The 18,670-nt window shown below is 61.6% G+C and carries 20 protein-coding genes; 6 read left to right on the forward strand and 14 right to left on the reverse strand.

Annotated features, from left to right (window positions below; genetic code table 11):
- The first annotated feature begins 7 nt into the window (after positions 1–7).
- Complete coding sequence (locus tag N8H74_RS20780) at positions 8–415, forward strand: hypothetical protein (RefSeq protein ID WP_262149905.1); 408 nt, start codon at positions 8–10, stop codon at positions 413–415.
- A gap of 57 nt (positions 416–472) precedes the next feature.
- Here the strand turns inward: N8H74_RS20780 and N8H74_RS20785 are convergent, their stop codons facing one another.
- From N8H74_RS20785 to N8H74_RS20800, 4 genes are all read right to left on the reverse strand, one after another.
- The gene (locus tag N8H74_RS20785; protein WP_262149907.1) at positions 473–1,048 is read right to left on the reverse strand and encodes a PIN domain-containing protein; all 576 of its coding nucleotides are present in this window, start codon (positions 1,046–1,048) and stop codon (positions 473–475) included.
- Positions 1,045–1,512 (reverse strand): helix-turn-helix domain-containing protein, encoded by a 468-nt coding sequence (locus N8H74_RS20790; protein WP_262149909.1) that lies wholly within the window; start codon positions 1,510–1,512, stop codon positions 1,045–1,047. The genes N8H74_RS20785 and N8H74_RS20790 overlap by 4 nt, the downstream gene beginning before the upstream one ends.
- A gap of 84 nt (positions 1,513–1,596) precedes the next feature.
- Complete coding sequence (locus tag N8H74_RS20795) at positions 1,597–2,484, reverse strand: LysR family transcriptional regulator (protein ID WP_262149911.1); 888 nt, start codon at positions 2,482–2,484, stop codon at positions 1,597–1,599.
- Positions 2,485–2,614: 130 nt separating this feature from the next.
- Positions 2,615–3,271, reverse strand: coding sequence for a peroxiredoxin-like family protein (locus N8H74_RS20800; RefSeq protein WP_262149912.1), 657 nt, complete (start codon positions 3,269–3,271; stop codon positions 2,615–2,617).
- Positions 3,272–3,491: 220 nt separating this feature from the next.
- Between N8H74_RS20800 and N8H74_RS20805 the strand changes: the two genes are divergently transcribed.
- Entirely contained in the window at positions 3,492–3,704 is a 213-nt protein-coding gene (locus N8H74_RS20805; protein WP_217832171.1) for a type II toxin-antitoxin system HicA family toxin, read from the forward strand.
- Complete coding sequence (locus N8H74_RS20810; protein ID WP_262149914.1) at positions 3,704–4,108, forward strand: type II toxin-antitoxin system HicB family antitoxin; 405 nt, start codon at positions 3,704–3,706, stop codon at positions 4,106–4,108. The genes N8H74_RS20805 and N8H74_RS20810 overlap by 1 nt, the downstream gene beginning before the upstream one ends.
- A 55-nt stretch (positions 4,109–4,163) precedes the next feature.
- On the opposite strand, the gene N8H74_RS20815 is transcribed toward N8H74_RS20810, so the two are convergent.
- Entirely contained in the window at positions 4,164–5,351 is a 1,188-nt protein-coding gene (locus N8H74_RS20815) for an MFS transporter (RefSeq protein ID WP_217832169.1), read from the reverse strand.
- A gap of 243 nt (positions 5,352–5,594) precedes the next feature.
- Here N8H74_RS20815 and N8H74_RS20820 point away from each other — a divergent pair, with 243 nt between their 5' ends.
- On the forward strand, positions 5,595–6,215 hold the full coding sequence (locus N8H74_RS20820; protein ID WP_262149916.1) for a DUF5666 domain-containing protein: 621 nt from the start codon (positions 5,595–5,597) through the stop codon (positions 6,213–6,215).
- Between the two features lie 81 nt (positions 6,216–6,296).
- Here N8H74_RS20820 and N8H74_RS20825 read toward each other — a convergent pair whose 3' ends face one another.
- From N8H74_RS20825 to gcl, 8 genes are all read right to left on the reverse strand, one after another.
- A complete protein-coding gene (locus N8H74_RS20825) occupies positions 6,297–7,295 on the reverse strand; it encodes a sulfate ABC transporter substrate-binding protein (protein ID WP_262149918.1) in 999 nt (332 codons plus the stop codon).
- A 107-nt stretch (positions 7,296–7,402) separates the two neighbouring features.
- On the reverse strand, positions 7,403–8,227 hold the full coding sequence (locus tag N8H74_RS20830; RefSeq protein ID WP_262149920.1) for an ion transporter: 825 nt from the start codon (positions 8,225–8,227) through the stop codon (positions 7,403–7,405).
- 21 nt (positions 8,228–8,248) lie between these two features.
- Positions 8,249–9,163, reverse strand: coding sequence for an urea transporter (locus tag N8H74_RS20835; RefSeq protein ID WP_262149922.1), 915 nt, complete (start codon positions 9,161–9,163; stop codon positions 8,249–8,251).
- A gap of 170 nt (positions 9,164–9,333) precedes the next feature.
- Complete coding sequence (gene pyk / locus N8H74_RS20840) at positions 9,334–10,749, reverse strand: pyruvate kinase (RefSeq protein ID WP_262149924.1); 1,416 nt, start codon at positions 10,747–10,749, stop codon at positions 9,334–9,336.
- On the reverse strand, positions 10,739–12,019 hold the full coding sequence (locus N8H74_RS20845) for a glycerate kinase (protein WP_262149926.1): 1,281 nt from the start codon (positions 12,017–12,019) through the stop codon (positions 10,739–10,741). Before N8H74_RS20845 ends, pyk begins: the two co-directional genes overlap by 11 nt.
- Positions 12,020–12,176: 157 nt before the next feature.
- Positions 12,177–13,070, reverse strand: a complete 894-nt coding sequence (locus tag N8H74_RS20850) for a 2-hydroxy-3-oxopropionate reductase (protein WP_262149928.1) — start codon at positions 13,068–13,070, stop codon at positions 12,177–12,179.
- Between the two features lie 153 nt (positions 13,071–13,223).
- Positions 13,224–14,006, reverse strand: coding sequence for a hydroxypyruvate isomerase (gene hyi / locus N8H74_RS20855; protein WP_095050211.1), 783 nt, complete (start codon positions 14,004–14,006; stop codon positions 13,224–13,226).
- Positions 14,007–14,184: 178 nt separating this feature from the next.
- Positions 14,185–15,960, reverse strand: a complete 1,776-nt coding sequence (gcl, locus tag N8H74_RS20860; RefSeq protein ID WP_217832161.1) for a glyoxylate carboligase — start codon at positions 15,958–15,960, stop codon at positions 14,185–14,187.
- Positions 15,961–16,239: 279 nt separating this feature from the next.
- Here gcl and N8H74_RS20865 point away from each other — a divergent pair, with 279 nt between their 5' ends.
- Both N8H74_RS20865 and N8H74_RS20870 read left to right on the forward strand, forming a co-directional pair.
- Positions 16,240–16,680, forward strand: a complete 441-nt coding sequence (locus N8H74_RS20865) for a heme-binding protein (protein ID WP_217832160.1) — start codon at positions 16,240–16,242, stop codon at positions 16,678–16,680.
- Between the two features lie 95 nt (positions 16,681–16,775).
- Positions 16,776–17,846: an alpha/beta hydrolase-fold protein gene (locus N8H74_RS20870; protein ID WP_262149932.1), complete on the forward strand. Its 1,071-nt coding sequence runs from the start codon at positions 16,776–16,778 to the stop codon at positions 17,844–17,846.
- Positions 17,847–17,926: 80 nt separating this feature from the next.
- Here the strand turns inward: N8H74_RS20870 and N8H74_RS20875 are convergent, their stop codons facing one another.
- Positions 17,927–18,532 (reverse strand): TetR/AcrR family transcriptional regulator, encoded by a 606-nt coding sequence (locus N8H74_RS20875; protein ID WP_096822132.1) that lies wholly within the window; start codon positions 18,530–18,532, stop codon positions 17,927–17,929.
- Positions 18,533–18,670: the final 138 nt, after the last annotated feature.

Below are 18,670 nucleotides of genomic sequence, written 5' to 3' on the forward strand. Positions count from 1 at the left end.
CACCGCCATGAACGCCATCGCCCGAATCACAGTCCTCACACTGGCCCTGGGCTTGAGCGCATGTGCGGTGCAACGCCCGGAACCGACGACCAACCTGCCGCCGATCCCGCCGTCGCAACCTCGCCCCACACCGTCGACTTCGCCGACGCCGGGCAAACCGGGAATTCCGGCCAAACCCGCCAAGCCGGCACCCCGCACCTCCGCCAGCTTCGCCCCGCCACCAGGCGGCAACAGCCACTGGGACCAGAAGCTGGGCGTCTACGTCCTCGATGACCAACCCAACACCTTCTACCGCCAGCGCACCTACTTCCGCTGGAACAACGGCTGGAGCCGCTCGATCAGCCCCAACGGGCCGTGGGAAGACACCAACATCCACGGCGTGCCGGCGGGGTTGGGCAAACAGTTCGGAGAGTGAATGAAAAACGGCGATCCCTGGATCGCCGTTTTGCTGTCTGGTGTGGGCAACAAGGACTCAGAGAATTGCCCGATAGCCGCTCAATGCCTTGACTGACTGAACCAGACCCTGGCGTTGCAGAAGATTGAGAAACGGCTCTACTTCCATGGTCGGCATTTTCAGTTGGCGACGCTGCTTTTGGGCCGCCATGACAACGGATACAGGATCAAGATCGAAGAGGTTGTCGACGAACTCGTCGGGATGTTGCGCTTCGACACCAAACGGTTGAAGCGCAGCGTCGGGAAAGTCTTTCCGGTTGAAGGTCACGATCACGCTGGCGCCACAGCGTATGGCTGCTGCCAGAGCGTGGCGGTCATTGCTGTCGGGTAGTGTCAGTCCGGCAATCAGGTCTTCGTAGTCATCAACACAAGCATCGGGAATCGCTCGATCCATTAACGCGGACGTGCGATCCAGTTGTTCCATCGTCAGGTCTGTTCGACTCTTCAACGGATTGCGTTTCCATTCGCTGTGAATCTCCTTGGTCCATCGCGCCCGGAATCTTCCGGAGAGAGCCAGCCACATCGGAAAATCTCTCAGCGGGGCGGGGTACAGCACACATGCATCGTATACAGCGGTGAAAGAAGAATGCGTCACTCGTATCCAGTCCTTAATGCCTGTGCCTGCTCTGCGAGAAGCGCCATTGCCTGCTCGCTGGCGGTGTCGCGCCGGTTTTTATAGTCCATCAGATCGGCAAAACGCACACGTCGGTGCTTGCCGGTTTTGTGGTAGGACAACTCGCCGTTTTCCAACAGCTTTATCAGGTGTGGGCGTGAGACGTTGAGTAGGTCGGCCGCTTCCTGCGTGGTCAGTTCTGCATGCACCGGGACGACCTTTACCGCGTTGCCTTCTGCCAGCTCCGCGAGAATATCGATCAGCAGACGCAGGGCCGAGGTGGGGAGTTCGACGCGATGAGCCTCGTTCTGCTCGTCGAATATCTGGATGTGCTGAGTTTCGAAACGAGTGGCGAGGTAGGCCGCCAGGGCACGCTGGCCCTCGATGGCAGCTTTCACTTCGCGTTCTGCGGGAAGATTGAGCGAGGGGTGGATAACAGTGGGCATGGTGTTGTTCCAGCATTCCAAGAGAGGATGCCGGAACAGTATTCGAATCAAACGAAAATCGCAATAAACGAAACGGCGTGCCGTTTAGACCTCTTTGGTCAACAACCCCTGCACATATTCAACAAACGCCCGCGCCTTGGCGCTGGCCATGCGGCCGGTTGGAAACACCGCCCACAAGTCCAGGTCCGGCAGTGTCCAGTCGTCCATCACGGTCTTCACCGAGCCGTCGGCCAGTTCCGGGGCGAACATCCATTCCGAGGCCAGGGTCAGGCCCTGATCGGCCAGCACGGCTTCGCGAACCCCTTCGGCGGCGCTGACGCGGATGCGGCCGCTGATGATCACTGATTGTTTTTCCAGGTCTTTGGCGAATTGCCAGGTGTTGCCGCCGCCCAGGTTGTAGACGACGGCCTGGTGTTTACTCAGGTCGGCGGGGCAGGTGGGTTCGCCGTGTCTGGCGAAGTAGGCGGGAGTGCCGAGCACCACTCGGCGACAGTCGGCGACCTTGCGGGCGGTCAGGCCCGAGTCGGTGAGCGCGCCCATGCGCAGGGCGACATCGATGCCTTCCTCGACCAGATTGATGTTGCGATCATCGAGCATCAGGTCGATGTTCAACTGCGGATGCTGATCGAGAAAGGGTCCCAGGTGTGGAACGATGTGCAGGCGGCCGAAGGTCACCGCGGCGCTGATGCGCAGGTTGCCGCTCAGGCCGCTGGCGGCGCCTCGGGCAGCGTTATCGGCCTCGTCGGCTTCTTCGAGGGCACGTTTGGCCCGTTCGAAAAACGCCAGTCCGGCCTCGGTCGGGGTCAGGCCTCGGGTCGAACGCAGCAACAGACGCACGGCCAGTCTGGCTTCCAGATGCGCGATGGTTTTCGAGACGGCCGGCTGACCGATATTCAGGCGCCGGGCGGCGGCGGAAAACGACCCGGTTTCCACGACGTAGACGAAGGTTTCCATAGCGGAGAGGCGGTCCATCCCAGATCCTTGCGCAAACTTGCAGTGTTCGACGAGCCCCCGTAGGGACTTGCTCCCTCGGGGGGATTTTCAGTAGCGGTCAGAACGCGTTTTTGCCAAGTGAAGGTCGGCAATCGAGCCTCTGACCGGCTCAGCCGCGCAATGCGTCCCGCATCGCTTCCGGCTCGGGTCGCTGAGTGTAATCCGGGTTGACCTCGGCGTAACGAATCACGCCATCCTGACCGATCACATAACGCGCCGGCATCGGCAAAGTCCATGAAGGATCGTCGTTGAACGTCGGCAGGTCATTGCGCAGATTCTTGTACAACTCGATCAGATAATCCGGCAATTCAAAGCGCAGACCGAACGCCGCCGCCACTTCATTGTGCGAGTCGCTGAGGATCGGGAAGCCCAATTCATTGATCCGTTGCGACTTGCGACTGTTGGCGGCGATCTGTGGCGAAATGGCCAGCAGGCTGGCCCCCGCCTGGCGGATCGACGGCAGAAAGGCCTGGAGCGCTTGCAGTTCCAGATTGCAGTACGGGCACCAGACCCCACGGTAGAACGTCAACACCAACGGCCCCTGAGCCAGCAGATCCGCCGACGAAACCGGATGGCCATCGGGGTCCTTGAGGGTGAACAGCGGCGCCTTGTCACCCACTTTCAGCGCACGGCTTGCCGCACCGGACGCGATCAATTCAGTCGTGGCGCGTTCCATCACCGGATGGATATCGGCGGGCGCGTTGTAGGGTGGTTTGCCGGCCTTGAAATCGGCTTTGAAGGCATCGAGTCGGGCTTGCAGTGTCATGTGGATTGTCCTCGGGAACAGCCGGTAGTGGCCGGGTTCAAGAGTGACCGTGCAGCGCGCGAAGGAGAACGCGGGCGGGGGGCATAGCATTCATGCTTGGGGGGAATGGGCGGAGGGCTTACATGCTGCAAAACAACCGGGCGTCGTTCTGCGGATTTCTGTGCTTGAGTAAAGATAACTCTAGAGTTATTTTTATTGAGCCGAAGCAAGGAGGCGGTTGGTGCAAAGCAGGTTATTGATCAAGGAGCTGGAGGAGGCAGGCTGGACGCTGGATCGGGTCACCGGCAGTCATCACATCTTCACTCACCGTTACAGCTCGTACACGATCCCCGTTCCTCACCCGAAAAAGGATTTGCCACTGGGGACGGTCAAAAGCATCAGGAAGCGTGCCGGGCTGTACAGCCCGCCAGCCAGTTACACAGGAGATCCATAATGCAATACCCAATCTGTATCGAGTGGGGCGATGAGGAAACTGCCATCGGTATTCAGATCCCCGATATTCCTGGTGCTGTCACGGCCGGGGACACCTTTGAAGATGCTTATAACGCCGCCGTCGAGATTGCGCACATCATGTTGCAGGAGATCGCCGCAGATGGAGAGACGATTCCCCTGCCGACCTCTGCGGCGGCGCATCGCAACAACCCTGAATTCGCAGAGATGGGCTGGGGGATGTTGGAGCTGGATATCTCGCCCTATCTGGGCAAGACCGAGAAGGTCAATGTGACGTTGCCCGGGTACGTGATTCAGCGGATTGACCGTTATGTGCGAGAGCACAATGTCAAAAGCCGCTCCTCCTTCCTGGCGGATGCGGCGATGGAAAAACTGGTTCGCTATTGAGTGGCATCCGTGCCACTGGCATCGCGGGGCGATGGACCCGCGAGGGGGGAAGGGGTTACGCGGTCGCCAGTGATGGCCGTTGTGCCGCACTGAGGAAGCGCAGCAGCGCCAGCAACGGAAACGCGCTGCCGACGATCACGATCCACAGCCAGCCGCCGTGTTCATACACCGCACTGGCGATCGACGAGCCGAAGGCACCGCCGATGAAGATGCTGGTCATGTACAGCGCGTTGAGACGTCCACGGCTCTTGGCGTCGAGGGAATAGACCGCGCGCTGGCCGAGCACCATGTTCATCTGCACGCAGAAGTCCAGAACCACGCCGGTCACCGCCAGGCCGATCACGCTGTAGGCCGGGTGGATGAAGGCCGGCAGGAAGCTCAGGCTGGCGAACAGCATGGCCAGCAAGGAGGCGATGCGGGTGTGGCCGGCATCCGCCAGGCGTCCGCTGATGGGCGCGGCGATGGCACCGATGGCGCCGACCAGGGCGAAGATCGCGATCTGGCTCTGGGACAGGCCATGGTTACGCGCCAGTTCCAGCGGTACGGCGGTCCAGAACAGGCTGAAAGTGGCGAACATGCAGCCCTGGTAAAACGCACGTTGGCGCAGCAGCGGTTGCTGGCACAGCAGCGTCCACAGCGAACCGATCAACTGGCCGTAGGATGCGCTGTGATCCGGTTGGCGCTTGGGCACCGTCAGCGCCAGCACCACGCTGATCGCTGCCATCAATGCGGCCGCGATCATGAACATCGCCCGCCAGCCGAAATGGTCGGCCACCACGCTCGATACCGGCCGCGCCAGCAGAATTCCCAGCAGCAGCCCGCCCATGATCCCGCCAACCACCCGTCCACGGGACTCCTCCGGCGCCAGATGCGCGGCCAGTGGAATCAGGATCTGCACCGACACCGAACTGAAGCCCACCAGCAACGAAATCAGCAGGAATACATTCGGCTGATCGGTGAACGCCGCGCCGAGCAGGCTGGCAATCGCCACCACGGTGGTGAGGATCATCAGGCGACGGTTTTCCAGCAGGTCGCCCAGCGGCACCAGAAAGAACAGGCCCAGGGCATAGCCGATCTGGGTCAGCGACACGATGAAGCTGGCCATGGTGTCGGTCAGGCCGATGTCCGGCGCGATCAGGCCGATGATCGGCTGTGCGTAGTAGATGTTGGCAACGATGGCGCCGCAGCAGAAAGCGAACAGCAGCACCATGCCTCGGGTCATTGCGTGAGTTGTGGCGGTCATAGGGTTTCTCGATCCAGCGAAAAAGAGTGCGGTGAGGCTAAGGGACGGGTCGGGCCGGCGGAAGACGCTTTCGTTTGATATCAATTATTCCGTTGCGGAATGAGTGGCGGCCGGGTGGTTATTGTCCATCGGTGGACTTTGCGTCCGACCGTCGAGCGCCGATGATACATTCACTTACATCTTGTTCGATAGCGTGCTTATGTTGTGGCTGGAGTTTTCATCATTCGTCACCGGAGGATCGCGATGTTCCGTCAGTTGCTTCGCTACAGCACCACGATTGCCCTGATCGGCCTGCTGGCCGCGTCCACCGTACAGGCCGCCGATGCCCCCGGCATGCGCATCGGCGTGCGCGGCGAGATCACCGGGGTCAGTGCCGATGCCCTGAAAGTCCACGTCAACAGCGGTGAAAACGTGGTGATCCAGCTCACCCAGGACACCCGGGTGCGCGCTGTCACCCTCGCCAATATCGAAGACATCAAACCCGGCAGTTACATCGGCTCGGCGGCCATTCCCCAGGAGGATGGCACGCTCAAGGCGCTGGAGGTCCACGTATTCCCGCCGGAACTGGCCGGCAGCGGCGACGGCCATCGCCCGTTCGACCTGGCCAAGGGCAGCAGCATGACCAATGGCAGTGTCGGCGACCTGGTGGTGAGCAACGGACGGGTGCTGACCGTCAATTACAAGGGCGGGCAGCAAAAGATCCTCGTGCCGGTGGACGTGCCGATCGTCAACCTGCTGCCGGGGGATCGCAGCTTGCTCAAGGTCGGGGTGAAGATCGTTACCTTCGTGACCCAGAGCGCGGACGGCACGCTGACGGCGCAGTCGATTTCGGCAGGGAAGGATGGCGTCACCCCGCCGATGTAGCCATTCCAGGGGGAGCGGATATTTGCTGGGCAACAAAAAAGGCGACCCTTGAAGGTCGCCTTTTTCATTGCCGCTCAGCGCTTACTTGTTGGTGTAGATCTGGTCGAAGACCCCGCCATCGTTGAAGTGGGTCTTCTGCACGGTGCGCCAGTCACCGAAGGTTTTTTCCACCGAGAGGAAGTCGACTTTCGGGAAGCGGTCGGTGTATTTCGCCAGCACCGCTGCATCACGCGGGCGCAGGTAGTTGGCGGCTGCGATTTCCTGGCCTTCCGGCGACCACAGGTACTTCAGGTATTCGTCGGCGGCGGCGCGGGAGCCTTTCTTGTCGACCACTTTGTCGACCACTGAAACCGGCGGCTCGGCTTCGGCGGAGACGCTTGGGTAGATGACTTCGAACTGGTCGCGGCCGAACTCGCGGGCGATCATTTCCGCTTCGTTTTCGAAGGTCACCAGCACGTCGCCGATCTGGTTGGTCATGAACGTGGTGGTGGCGGCACGGCCGCCGGTATCGAGCACCGGCGCCTGTTTGAACAGTTTGCCGACGAAGTCCTTGGCCTTGTTCTCGTCACCGCCGTTTTTCAGCACGTAGCCCCAGGCCGACAGGTAGGTGTAGCGGCCGTTGCCCGAGGTTTTCGGGTTCGGCACGATCACCTGTACGCCGTCCTTGAGCAGGTCCGGCCAGTCTTTCAGGGCTTTCGGGTTGCCCTTGCGGACGATGAACACGGTGGCGGAAGTGAACGGCGCGCTGTTGTTCGGCAGGCGCGTGACCCAGTCTTTCGGCACCAGTTGCCCGTTGTCCGTCAGGGCATTGATGTCGGTGGCCATGTTCATGGTGATGACGTCCGCCGGCAGGCCGTCGATGACCGAGCGCGCCTGTTTGCTCGAGCCGCCGAAGGACATCTGCACGGTGATGTTCTCGTTGTGTTCGGCTTGCCAGTGTTTCTGGAACGCAGTGTTGTAGTCCTTGTAGAAATCGCGCATCACGTCGTAGGAAACGTTCAGCAGGGTCGGTGCGGCTTGAGCCACGCTGCCGAAGGCAAGACCGGCGGCGAGAAGTGAGGCGCCAAAGAGTTTTTTCACTGCGCATTCCTTGTTCTGTGGGGGTGTTTTTTACAGAGATGACAGCCATTTGCCAGCGACTATAAACGGGGCACGCATAGTCGCTTAAAGATTAAAAAGCTCTTTGCTTATTCCATTTTCTTGAACAGCTGATTGCCGCACCGCGAACAGAATGCCGCGTTCTGTTCATGGCTTTTTTTCTCGCACACCGGGCAGTCGTGTTGCAGTTGCTCACCGCGCATGGCGTTGGCCAGTTCGGCGGTGAAAATCCCGGTGGGCACGGCAATGATCGAGTAACCGGTGATCATCACCAGCGAGGAAATCACCTGGCCCAGCGGCGTCTTCGGCACAATGTCGCCGAAGCCCACGGTGGTCAGGGTGACGATAGCCCAGTAAATGCCTTTGGGGATGCTGGTGAAGCCGTGTTCCGGGCCTTCGATCACGTACATCAGGGTGCCGAACACCGTCACCAGGGTGCAGACGCTGACCAGAAACACCACGATCTTCTGCTTGCTGCCACGCAAGGCCGACATCAGATAGTTGGCTTGCTTGAGGTACGGGCTGAGCTTGAGCACGCGGAAAATCCGCAGCATCCGGATGATCCGGATAATCAGCAGGTACTGCGCATCGCTGTAATACAGGGCGAGAATCCCGGGCACGATCGCCAGCAGGTCCACCAGCCCGTAGAAGCTGAACGCGTACCGTAGCGGCTTGGGCGAACAGTACAGGCGCAGGAGGTATTCGCCGGCAAAAATGATCGTGAAGCCCCATTCGATGTATGCCAGCACGTCGGCGTAGTTGCGATGAATGCTGTCGATGCTGTCGAGCATCACGATCACCAGGCTGGCGAGGATGATCAACAGCAGGATGCCGTCGAAACGCCGCCCGGCGCGGGTGTCAGTCTGGAAAATCATGACGTAAAGCTGTTCACGCCAGTGCTTGCTGCTGTCCATGGATAACGCCTGAATCAAAGGTCAGCGCAGCCTAGGTTGATTCTCCCCATGAGCGCAAGGCGCGGCGTTCACCTCGGGCTGGCGCATCAGCCGGGTGCCGGTGCGCAGCAGCCAGCAGGCGAGAATGAACGGTGCCGTGAGGGTCGCCAGGCCAATGGCGCTGAACAGCGGCGTCAGCAGCAACGCCAGGGCAATGCCGAGCAGCGGCAACCAGGGTTGCTGGCGCCGGGTACTGAAGGCGAGGGCGGCGAGTACCGCGTTGTAACCGCCCAGGCCCGCCAGCGCGGTCTGGTTGTCGTGATGGGCGAGGCTGGAGCCGAGGCCGATCAGCGACGCCAGCAGCACCCAGCAAAAGGCGCGGCGATCGGCGAGCAGCAGGCCGACACCGATCAGCGTACCGGCCAGCGGATGGTCGAGGAACATCACCTGGCCGAGTCCTTTCAACGCGGCGCCGAGCAGATTGGGCGTGTTCAATTCCAGCGGCGGCGCGGCGGCCGACGGCTCAGCGAAGCACAGAAACACCCAGCTCAGCAGAACGAACGGCGCGGTGTAGGCGGGCAGCCAATGATGCAGGCGAGCGCGCTTGAGCCACTGTTGAGTGACCATCGCGCTGAGGCCACCGGCCGCCAGAATCAGCGGCGGCAACATCGGCGACCAGGGGAAATACAGGCTCAGCAACAGGCCGAGCAACACGCCGTTGTAGCTGAATAATCCGGCTTGGCGATCAGCCTTGGCGTAGTTGCGACGTTGTGCAGTGAGCAAACCGGCGACCGCGCCGAGCAGCGCGCCGGCGAACAGCACAGGCGCGGTCAGCAGGATCGCCAGCAGGCACAGCAGGCCACACAGCGGGTGGCGCTGGAGGAATATTTGACTGAAGCCGTTGAGCAAAGCCTCGGCCCAGTCGGGGCAGTGGGTGTTGAAGTGGTTGGCAGGCATGTCTGGAAAATCTGGGCAGTAGGAGAATCAAAAGGTCTTGCAAAACTCTGTGGCGAGGGCGCGGCGCCCGTGGGGCTTTAGCTAGCCCCGGTCCGGTGGATGCGGTGTCTCTTTTTGGAAACCGTCATGCCGAGCGAGGGGAACAAGCTCCCTCGCCACACAGGTGTTACTTAAATCAATGTTTCGATCCGCAACGAATTAGTCGATCCCGGTTGCCCGAACGGCACACCAGCCGTGATCAACAGCGTGTCGCCGCGTTCGGCCATGCCTTGCGCCTGGGCGATTTCCAGAGCGGTCGAGCAGACTTCGTCGACCTGGCGCAGCCGGTCATTGACCACCGAATGAATGCCCCAGGCCACGCTCAGGCGGCGCGCGGTCTGCAGGTTCGGCGTCAGGTTGAGGATCGGCGCCTTCGGCCGTTCCCGCGCCGCGCGCAGGCTCGAGCTGCCGGACTCGCTGTAGTTGACCAGCACCGCCACCGGCAGCACGTTGCTGATGCGGCGGATCGCGCAACTGATGGCGTCGGACACGGTGGCCTCGGCTTTCGGCCGGCTGACGTCGAGCTGGGTCTGGTAATCCGGACCGTTCTCCACCTGGCGGATGATCTTGCTCATCATCTGCACGGCTTCCAGCGGGTATTCGCCCGAGGCGGTTTCTGCCGACAGCATCACCGCATCGGCACCTTCGGCCACGGCGTTGGCGACATCGGTGACTTCGGCACGGGTCGGGGCCGGGGAGAAACGCATCGACTCAAGCATCTGCGTCGCCACCACCACCGGTTTGCCGAGCTGGCGGCAGGTGGTGATGATGTTTTTCTGGATTTGCGGCACGCTCTCGGCCGGCACTTCCACGCCCAGGTCACCACGGGCAACCATGATCGCGTCGCTCAACTCGGCGATTTCCCGCAGTTGTTCGACGGCCGACGGCTTCTCGATTTTCGCCATCAGAAAGGCCTTGTCGCCGATCAGCGCACGGGCTTCGCGGATGTCTTCCGGACGTTGCACGAACGACAGCGCGACCCAGTCCACGCCCAGCTCCAGGCCGAAGCTCAGGTCGCGGCGATCCTTGGCGGTCAGCGGGCTCAGGTCGAGCACCGCTTGCGGCACGTTCACCCCTTTGCGATCCGACAGTTCGCCGCCGTTGAGCACGGTGGTGTCGATCGCGTCGGCGTATTTGGTCACCACCCGCAGGCGCAGCTTGCCGTCGTCCAGCAGCAGATCCATGCCGGCCTCCAGGGCGGCGATGATCTCCGGATGCGGCAGGTTGACCCGGCGCTGGTCGCCCGGCGTGGCGTCCAGATCCAGGCGGAACGCCTGGCCGCGATGCAATTGCACCTTGCCTTCGGCGAACTTGCCGACCCGCAGCTTCGGCCCTTGCAGGTCCATCAGGATCCCCAGCGGATAGTTGAGCTGGCGCTCGACTTCGCGGATCCACTGATAGCGCTTGGCGTGGTCGGCATGGTCGCCGTGGCTGAAGTTCAACCGGAAGATGTTGACCCCGGCCTCGACCAGCTCACGGATGTCGTCGATGCCATCGACCGCCGGCCCGAGGGTGGCGAGGATTTTGACTTTTTTGTCAGGCGTCATATTTAGGGCTCTCGAGAATCAGGATGGCGCGGAAGTCGTTGACGTTGGTGCGGGTCGGCTCGGTGACGATCAGCGCATCGAGCGCCTCGAAATAGCCGTAGCCGTTGTTGTTATCCAGTTCGTCGCTGGCGCTCAGGCCCAGGGCGGCGGCACGGGCGTAGCTGTCCGGGGTCATGATCGCGCCGGCATTGTCTTCCGAGCCGTCGATGCCGTCGGTGTCACCGGCCAGGGCGTAGACGCCGGGCTGACCCTTGAGACTGTCGGTCAGGCTGAGGAGGAATTCGGCATTGCGTCCGCCACGGCCATTGCCGCGCACGGTGACCGTGGTTTCGCCGCCGGAGAGAATCACGCACGGCGCCGCCAGCGGTTGACCATGCTGGATGATCTGCCGGGCGATACCGGCGTGGACCTTCGCCACCTCGCGGGATTCGCCTTCCAGATCGCCGAGGATCAACGGACTGAAACCGGCCTGGCGGCATTTCACCGCCGCTGCTTCCAGCGATTGCTGAGGGCGGGCGATCAACTGGAAATGGCTGCGGGCCAGGCTCGGGTCGCCGGGTTTGACGGTTTCCGATTCCGGGCTGTTCAGCCAGTTGCGCACCGAGGCCGGGACGTCGATGCCGTAGCGCTTGAGGATTGCCAGGGCTTCGGCGCTGGTGCTCGGGTCGGCCACGGTCGGACCGGAGGCGATGACCGTGGCGAGGTCGCCCGGCACATCGGAAATGGCGTAGGTGTAAACAGTCGCCGGCCAGCAGGCTTTGCCCAGGCGCCCGCCCTTGATCGCCGAGAGGTGCTTGCGCACGCAATTCATTTCGCCGATGGTCGCGCCGGACTTGAGCAGGGCTTTGTTGATCGACTGCTTGTCGGCCAGGGTGATGCCTTCGGCCGGCAGCGCGAGCAACGCGGAGCCGCCACCGGAGAGCAGGAAAATCACCCGGTCGTCTTCGCTCAGGTTGCTGACCAGTTCCAGCACCCGCTTCGCCACGGCCAGGCCGGCGGCGTCCGGCACCGGATGCGCGGCTTCGACCACTTCGATTTTTTCGCACGGCGCGCCGTGACCGTAGCGGGTCACCACCAGGCCGCTGACTTCGCCCTGCCAGCAACGCTCGACCACCTGGGCCATCGCGGCGGCGGCCTTGCCGGCGCCGATGACGATCACGCGACCGGTGCGATCAGTTGGCAAATAGGCTTCGAGGACGTGTTGCGGATGGGCCGCGTCGATGGCTGTGGCAAACAGCTCGCGCAGCAGTTGTTGCGGATCGACCGACATGACGGGCTCCCGGAATTCTTGTTATTCGAAAGGGCAACTCAGATCCATTGTGGGAACGTTCTTGCTCGCGAATACGGTGGGTCAGTCAATCTCCATGTCGACTGACACGCCCCCTTCGCGAGCAAGCCCGCTCCCACATGGAAAGCGGGGCAGGGGTTTACTGCTTGTCGCGGATCGAGAAGTTGGCCATGTGTTCCAGGCCCTTGATCAGCGCCGAGTGGTCCCAGTTGCTGCCACCGATGGCCGCGCAGGTGCTGAACACTTGCTGGGCGTTGGCGGTGTTGGGCAGGTTGATGTTCAGTTCCTTGGCGCCCTGCAGGGCCAGGTTCAGGTCTTTCTGGTGCAGGCTGATGCGGAAGCCCGGATCGAAGGTGCCCTTGATCATGCGATCGCCGTGCACTTCGAGGATCTTCGACGAGGCGAAGCCGCCCATCAATGCTTCACGCACCTTGGCTGGATCGGCGCCGTTCTTGGAGGCGAACAGCAGCGCTTCGGCCACGGCCTGAATGTTCAGGGCGACGATGATCTGGTTGGCGACCTTGGCGGTCTGGCCGTCACCGTTGCCGCCGACCAGGGTGATGTTCTTGCCCATGGCCTGGAACAGCGGCAGCGCGCGTTCGAAGGCATCGGCGTCGCCACCGACCATGATGCTCAGGGTCGCGGCCTTGGCGCCGACTTCACCGCCGGACACCGGGGCGTCGAGGTACTGCGCGCCTTTCTCGTTGATCTTCGCGGCGAAGGCCTTGGTGGCGGTCGGCGAGATCGAACTCATGTCGATCACGACCTTGCCCTTGCCGATACCGGCGGCAACGCCGTCGGCGCGGAACAGCACGTCGTCGACCTGCGGGGTGTCCGGCACCATGACGATGATGAATTCGGCTTCCTGGGCCACATCGCGCGGGTTGGCCAGGGCGACGGCGCCAGCGGCCACCAGATCGGCCGGGGCGGCGTCGTGGTGGGCGGACAGGAACAGGCTGTGACCGGCTTTCTGCAGGTTCGCCGCCATTGGGTGGCCCATGATGCCGGTGCCGATGAATCCGATTTTAGCCATGAGAAAATCCTCTTGTTTTTGTCTTGCTCAAGCAAATGGGGGAGCTGCTGCTTTATGGGAGCGGGCTTGCTCGCGAATGCGGTGGAACACTCGACCTCCGTGCGGACTGAACCACCGCATTCGCGAACAAACCCAATCCCACCAGGTTCTGCTTCAGATTGCGTTGTGGGTTTTCAGCCAGCCGAGGCCCGCTTCAGTGGTGGTCAGGGGCTTGTATTCGCAGCCGACCCAGCCCTGATAACCGATGCGGTCCAGGTGCTCGAACAGGAAGCGATAGTTGATCTCGCCGGTGCCCGGCTCGTTGCGCCCCGGGTTGTCCGCCAGTTGCACATGGTTGATTTCGCCCAGGTGCGATTGCAGGGTGCGGGCCAGGTCACCTTCCATGATTTGCATGTGGTAGATGTCGTATTGCAGGAACAGATTGGCGCTGCCGACCTGCTCGCGAATCGACAGGGCCTGCGCCGTGTTGTTCAGGTAGAAACCCGGAATGTCGCGGGTGTTGATCGCTTCCATCACCAGTTTGATGCCCGCCGCTTGCAGCTTGTCGGCGGCGTACTTGAGGTTGGCGACGAAGGTTTTTTCCACGGTGGCATCGTCCACGCCTTGCGGACGGATGCCGGCCAGGCAGTTGACCTGGGTGTTGCCCAGCACCTGAGCGTAAGCGATTGCCAGATCGACCCCGGCGCGGAACTCTTCGACCCGGTCCGGCAGACACGCGATACCGCGCTCGCCTTTGGCCCAGTCACCGGCCGGCAGGTTGAACAGCACTTGGGTCAGGCCATTGGCATCGAGCCTGGCTTTGATTTCGGCGGAGCTGAAATCGTACGGAAACAGGTATTCGACACCACTGAAACCCGCCTTGGCGGCGGCGTCGAAACGGGCAAGGAAATCCTGTTCGGTGAACAGCATGGACAGGTTGGCTGCGAAACGCGGCATGGTGGTCTCCTAAAAACGGATTTGACACGGTTGGTCAGACTGGATGCGATCAGTTCCCTCTCCTGGGGGAGAGGGTTAGGGTGAGGGGGAATCTTGAGTCTGATCCCGATTTTGCGAGCACCGCAAAACTTTTCCCTCACCCCAGCCCTCTCCCGGAGGGAGAGGGAGCCAGTTACGTTCAGTCGAGCAACGAAATCGCCGTCGGCGCATCGTTACCGACCAGCGCCAGGTCTTCGAATTCGTTGACGGCGTTGATCTCGGTCCCCATGGAGATGTTGGTCACACGCTCCAGGATGATCTCGACAATCACCGGCACCTTGAACTCTTCGATCAGCTCTTCGGCCTTGCGCAGGGCAGGAGCGATGTCAGCCGGTTCGAACACACGCAACGCCTTGCAACCGAGGCCTTCGGCGACCGCGACGTGATCGACACCATAACCGTTGAGTTCCGGCGCGTTCAGGTTATCGAAGGACAACTGCACGCAGTAGTCCATATCGAACCCGCGCTGGGCCTGACGGATCAGCCCCAGGTACGAGTTGTTCACCACAACGTGGATGTACGGCAGTTTGAACTGAGCCCCGACAGCCAGTTCTTCGATCATGAACTGGAAGTCATAGTCCCCCGACAGGGCCACGACTTTACGGTTCGGATCGGCCTTCACCACGCCCAGCGCCGCCGGAATGGTCCAGCCCAACGGGCCGGCCTGGCCGCAGTTGATCCAGTGACGCGGCTTGTAGACGTGCAGGAACTGCGCGCCGGCAATCTGCGACAGACCAATGGTGCTGACGTAGCAGGTGTCCTTGCCGAACACCTGGTTCATTTCTTCGTAAACGCGCTGCGGCTTGACCGGCACGTTGTCGAAGTGGGTCTTGCGTTGCAGGCTCTGTTTGCGCTGCTGGCAATCCTGCAGCCAGGCGCTGCGGTTCTTCAGTTTGCCGGCGGCTTGCCATTCGCGGGCGACTTCGATGAATACGGTCAGCGCGGCGGCAGCGTCGGAGACGATGCCCAGGTCCGGGGTGAACACGCGGCCGATCTGGGTCGGTTCGATGTCGACGTGAATGAACTTGCGGCCTTCGGTGTAGACATCCACCGAACCGGTGTGACGGTTGGCCCAACGGTTGCCGACGCCCAGCACCACGTCGGATTTGAGCATTGTCGCGTTGCCGTAGCGGTGCGACGTCTGCAGACCGACCATGCCGACCATCAGCGGGTGATCGTCCGGGATGGTGCCCCAACCCATCAGGGTCGGGATGACCGGGATGCCGGTCAGCTCGGCGAATTCAACCAGCAGCTCGCTGGCATCGGCATTGATAATGCCGCCGCCGGCCACCAGCAATGGACGCTCGGCCTGATCGAGCATGGCCAGGGCCTTCTCGACCTGAACGCGGGTGGCGCTCGGCTTGGCCAGTGGCAGCGGCTGGTAGGCGTCGATGTCGAATTCGATTTCGGCCATCTGCACGTCGAACGGCAGGTCGATCAGCACCGGGCCTGGGCGGCCGGAGCGCATTTCATAGAAGGCCTTCTGGAACGCGTAAGGCACCTGGCCCGGCTCCAGAACAGTGGTCGCCCACTTGGTTACTGGCTTGACGATGCTGGTGATATCGACAGCCTGGAAGTCTTCCTTGTGCAGACGGGCGCGGGGTGCCTGGCCGGTGATGCACAGGATTGGAATCGAGTCGGCCGAGGCGCTGTAGAGTCCGGTGACCATGTCGGTGCCGGCCGGGCCGGAGGTGCCGATGCACACGCCGATGTTGCCGGCCTTGGTGCGGGTGTAGCCCTCGGCCATGTGCGAGGCGCCTTCAACGTGGCGCGCGAGGACGTGATCGATGCCGCCGACTTTTTGCAGGGCAGAGTACAGCGGGTTGATCGCAGCACCCGGAATGCCAAAAGCGGTATCAACCCCTTCACGGCGCATCACCAGAACGGCGGCTTCGATTGCTCTCATTTTGCTCATGGTTTTGTGCCTCTTTACGTTTTGTAATTGTATACAAGTGGCTTTGCGCAGAGTGTATTCACGGCGGATGGCGCAGGTCAATCCATTTTCTCAAGCAGCTGTTTCATTCGTCGGAAGCCTGTTCTGCTGTGGCTTTTCGTCGCATGAGGCGCTTTTCGAAAATTATTGTATACAAAAAAATAATTCATTGTGTTCTATTTGTTGCATCGGGTTGCGGCACGTCACGCGACAAAAGCGCGCAGCCCCACCGCTTTCCAATAACAAAATGAGGACGGCACCATGAGCGCTTTAACCTTGAAAGTCGCAGTCAACCTGGTCAGTGAAGCCATCAGCGCAGGGCGGGCGATCTCCGCTGCGCCGCTGACCATCGCGGTACTCGATACCGGCGGGCACCTGATTGCCCTGCAACGTGAAGACGGCGCCAGCCTGCTGCGCCCGAACATCGCCATCGGCAAAGCCTGGGGCGCCATTGCGCTGGGCAAGGGCTCACGCCTGCTGGCGCTGGACGCGCAACAACGCCCGGCATTCATCGCCGCGCTCAACAGCATGGGGCAGGGGAGCGTCGTGCCGGCACCGGGCGGTGTGCTGATCCGGGATCAGGCGGGGAACGTGCTGGGAGCGATCGGCATCAGCGGCGATCTGTCGGATGTCGATGAACAGGTGGCGATCAAAGCCGTGGAGGCGCTGGATCTGCGGGCGGATGCGGGGGTGGCGGCCTGACGGGAACTGAATCACCTGGGTTGGTATTGCGGTGATGACGAATCGGGGCGGCGTCGATAGACTGCCGCCCCGTTTTTGTATCAAGGAAGATCAGCGTGAAGACGCTACTTGGCTTTTCTCTGGCCACGGCCATGACCCTCGTCACTCCCTTTCTGCACGCCGCCGAACCGCTGGACGCCGAAGATATCGCGTTCCAGGCGCTGAGTCCGGTGGTCACCGCGTTGATCAATGCCGACGATGTTCCTGAATTGATGGCGCGGGCCGAGAAGCTCGAAGACACCGACACGTTGCAGGCCATTGCGGTTTATCTGGTGGCCACGCGTGAAGATCCCGAACAGATGCTTGCGCCTTATCAGGTTGCGGCGCTGTTTGCCCGCCGTGGCGATGACAAACTGGCCTTGCGCTTCCTGCAAGAGGCTGATGATCGTGGCATGTGGTTCGGCCCATTGTTGGCCGGCGACGAGGACTTTTCTGACCTGCGCGAGACATCCACCTACAAAGCCGTATTGGCCAACGCTCAGCAACGCTACAAGAAAATCGCCCCCGGCAAGGTCGGCGCCATTTCAGTGCTCAACCCGTCGGCGGATATTCCCGCGCCCGAGGCGTGCCGTCCGGTGGTGGTCTGGCTGCACGGCTACGGTATCAATGGTGAACTCGATGAGAGCTACCAACCGCTCGCGGACACCGGGGCCATTATCCTTGGCATCAACGGTACAGAAATGATCAACGCGGTCGACAGCTTCCGCTGGATCGGCCCGGGCTTCGAAGGCACCCATCAAACGGTGCAGAACGGCTTGAACCAATTGGCGGCGCAGCAATGCATCGATCGCAAACGCGTCTATCTGATGGGCTTCTCTCAAGGTTCACAACATGCAGGCGCATTGCTGGCGCAGCATCCGGATGACTACGCGGGCGCTCTGTTGCTGTCACCTGGCGGTCGGCAGCCGACACCAACGGTAAGCAAGGCTCACGGCAAAAGAGTGTTTGTGATCAACGGCAAATTGGAAGGGCCGGGCAATCAGCAGATGGCCACGGATTTTCGCAAGCTGTTCAGTGACGGCAACGAAGTCAAATCCCGTACTCATGAAGGCGGGCATTCCTTCCCGGATGACTGGAGCACATCCTTGCCGCAAGCACTGCGCTGGTTGATGGGTAGCGACGCCTGAAACAAAAAAATCGCAGGTCTGGCCACGTCTTCAGGACGCCTCGGCCAGGCCTGCGATTTTTTTGCGTGTGTTTCGTGCTGTCAGTCCGGCTCGCAGCCTTTGAGCACCAGCCGGATAATCGTCTGTGCCGCCGCTTCGTAATCCGCCTCGTCGAGCTTTTCCTTGCCGGTCACGGCGGAGATCTGCCAGTCGAAGTCGGCGTAGGTCTGGGTCGCGGCCCAGATGCTGAACATCAGGTGGTTGGGGTCGATCGGGGCGATCTGGCCGCGGTCGATCCAGCTCTGGATGCAGTCGATGTTGTGCTTGGCCTGGCTGTTCAGTTGCTCGACCAGGTCGGCGCTCAGGTGCGGGGCGCCGTGCATGATTTCGCTGGCGAACACCTTCGAGGCAAACGGCAGGTCGCGGGAGATGCGGATCTTCGAGCGGATGTAGCCACTGAGCACTTCGCTCGGCACGCCGTCCGGGTTGAACGGGGTCGAGGCCTGCAGGATCGGCACGATGATGCTTTCCAGTACCTCGCGGTAGAGGTTTTCCTTGGATTTGAAGTAGTAGTAGACGTTGGGCTTGGGCAGTCCCGCCTTGGCCGCGATGTCGCTGGTTTTGGTCGCCGCGAAGCCCTTGTCGGCAAACTCCTCGCTGGCGGCACGCAGGATCAGTTCTTTGTTGCGCTCGCGGATTGTGCTCATAAACCCGGTGGTTCCTTGCCTGTTCTGGCGGTTGCGCATGGTAGCACCGGCCCCGCGCGGCGCTCAACAATGCCCGTCAGTGGCGCTCGTCGCGTCAGTCTGTCGCCAGCCTGAACAACTTCTTCATCCCTCGCGACG

Source organism: Pseudomonas sp. B2M1-30 (genome assembly GCF_025447575.1).
GTDB classification, from domain to species: Bacteria; Pseudomonadota; Gammaproteobacteria; order Pseudomonadales; family Pseudomonadaceae; genus Aquipseudomonas; species Aquipseudomonas botevensis.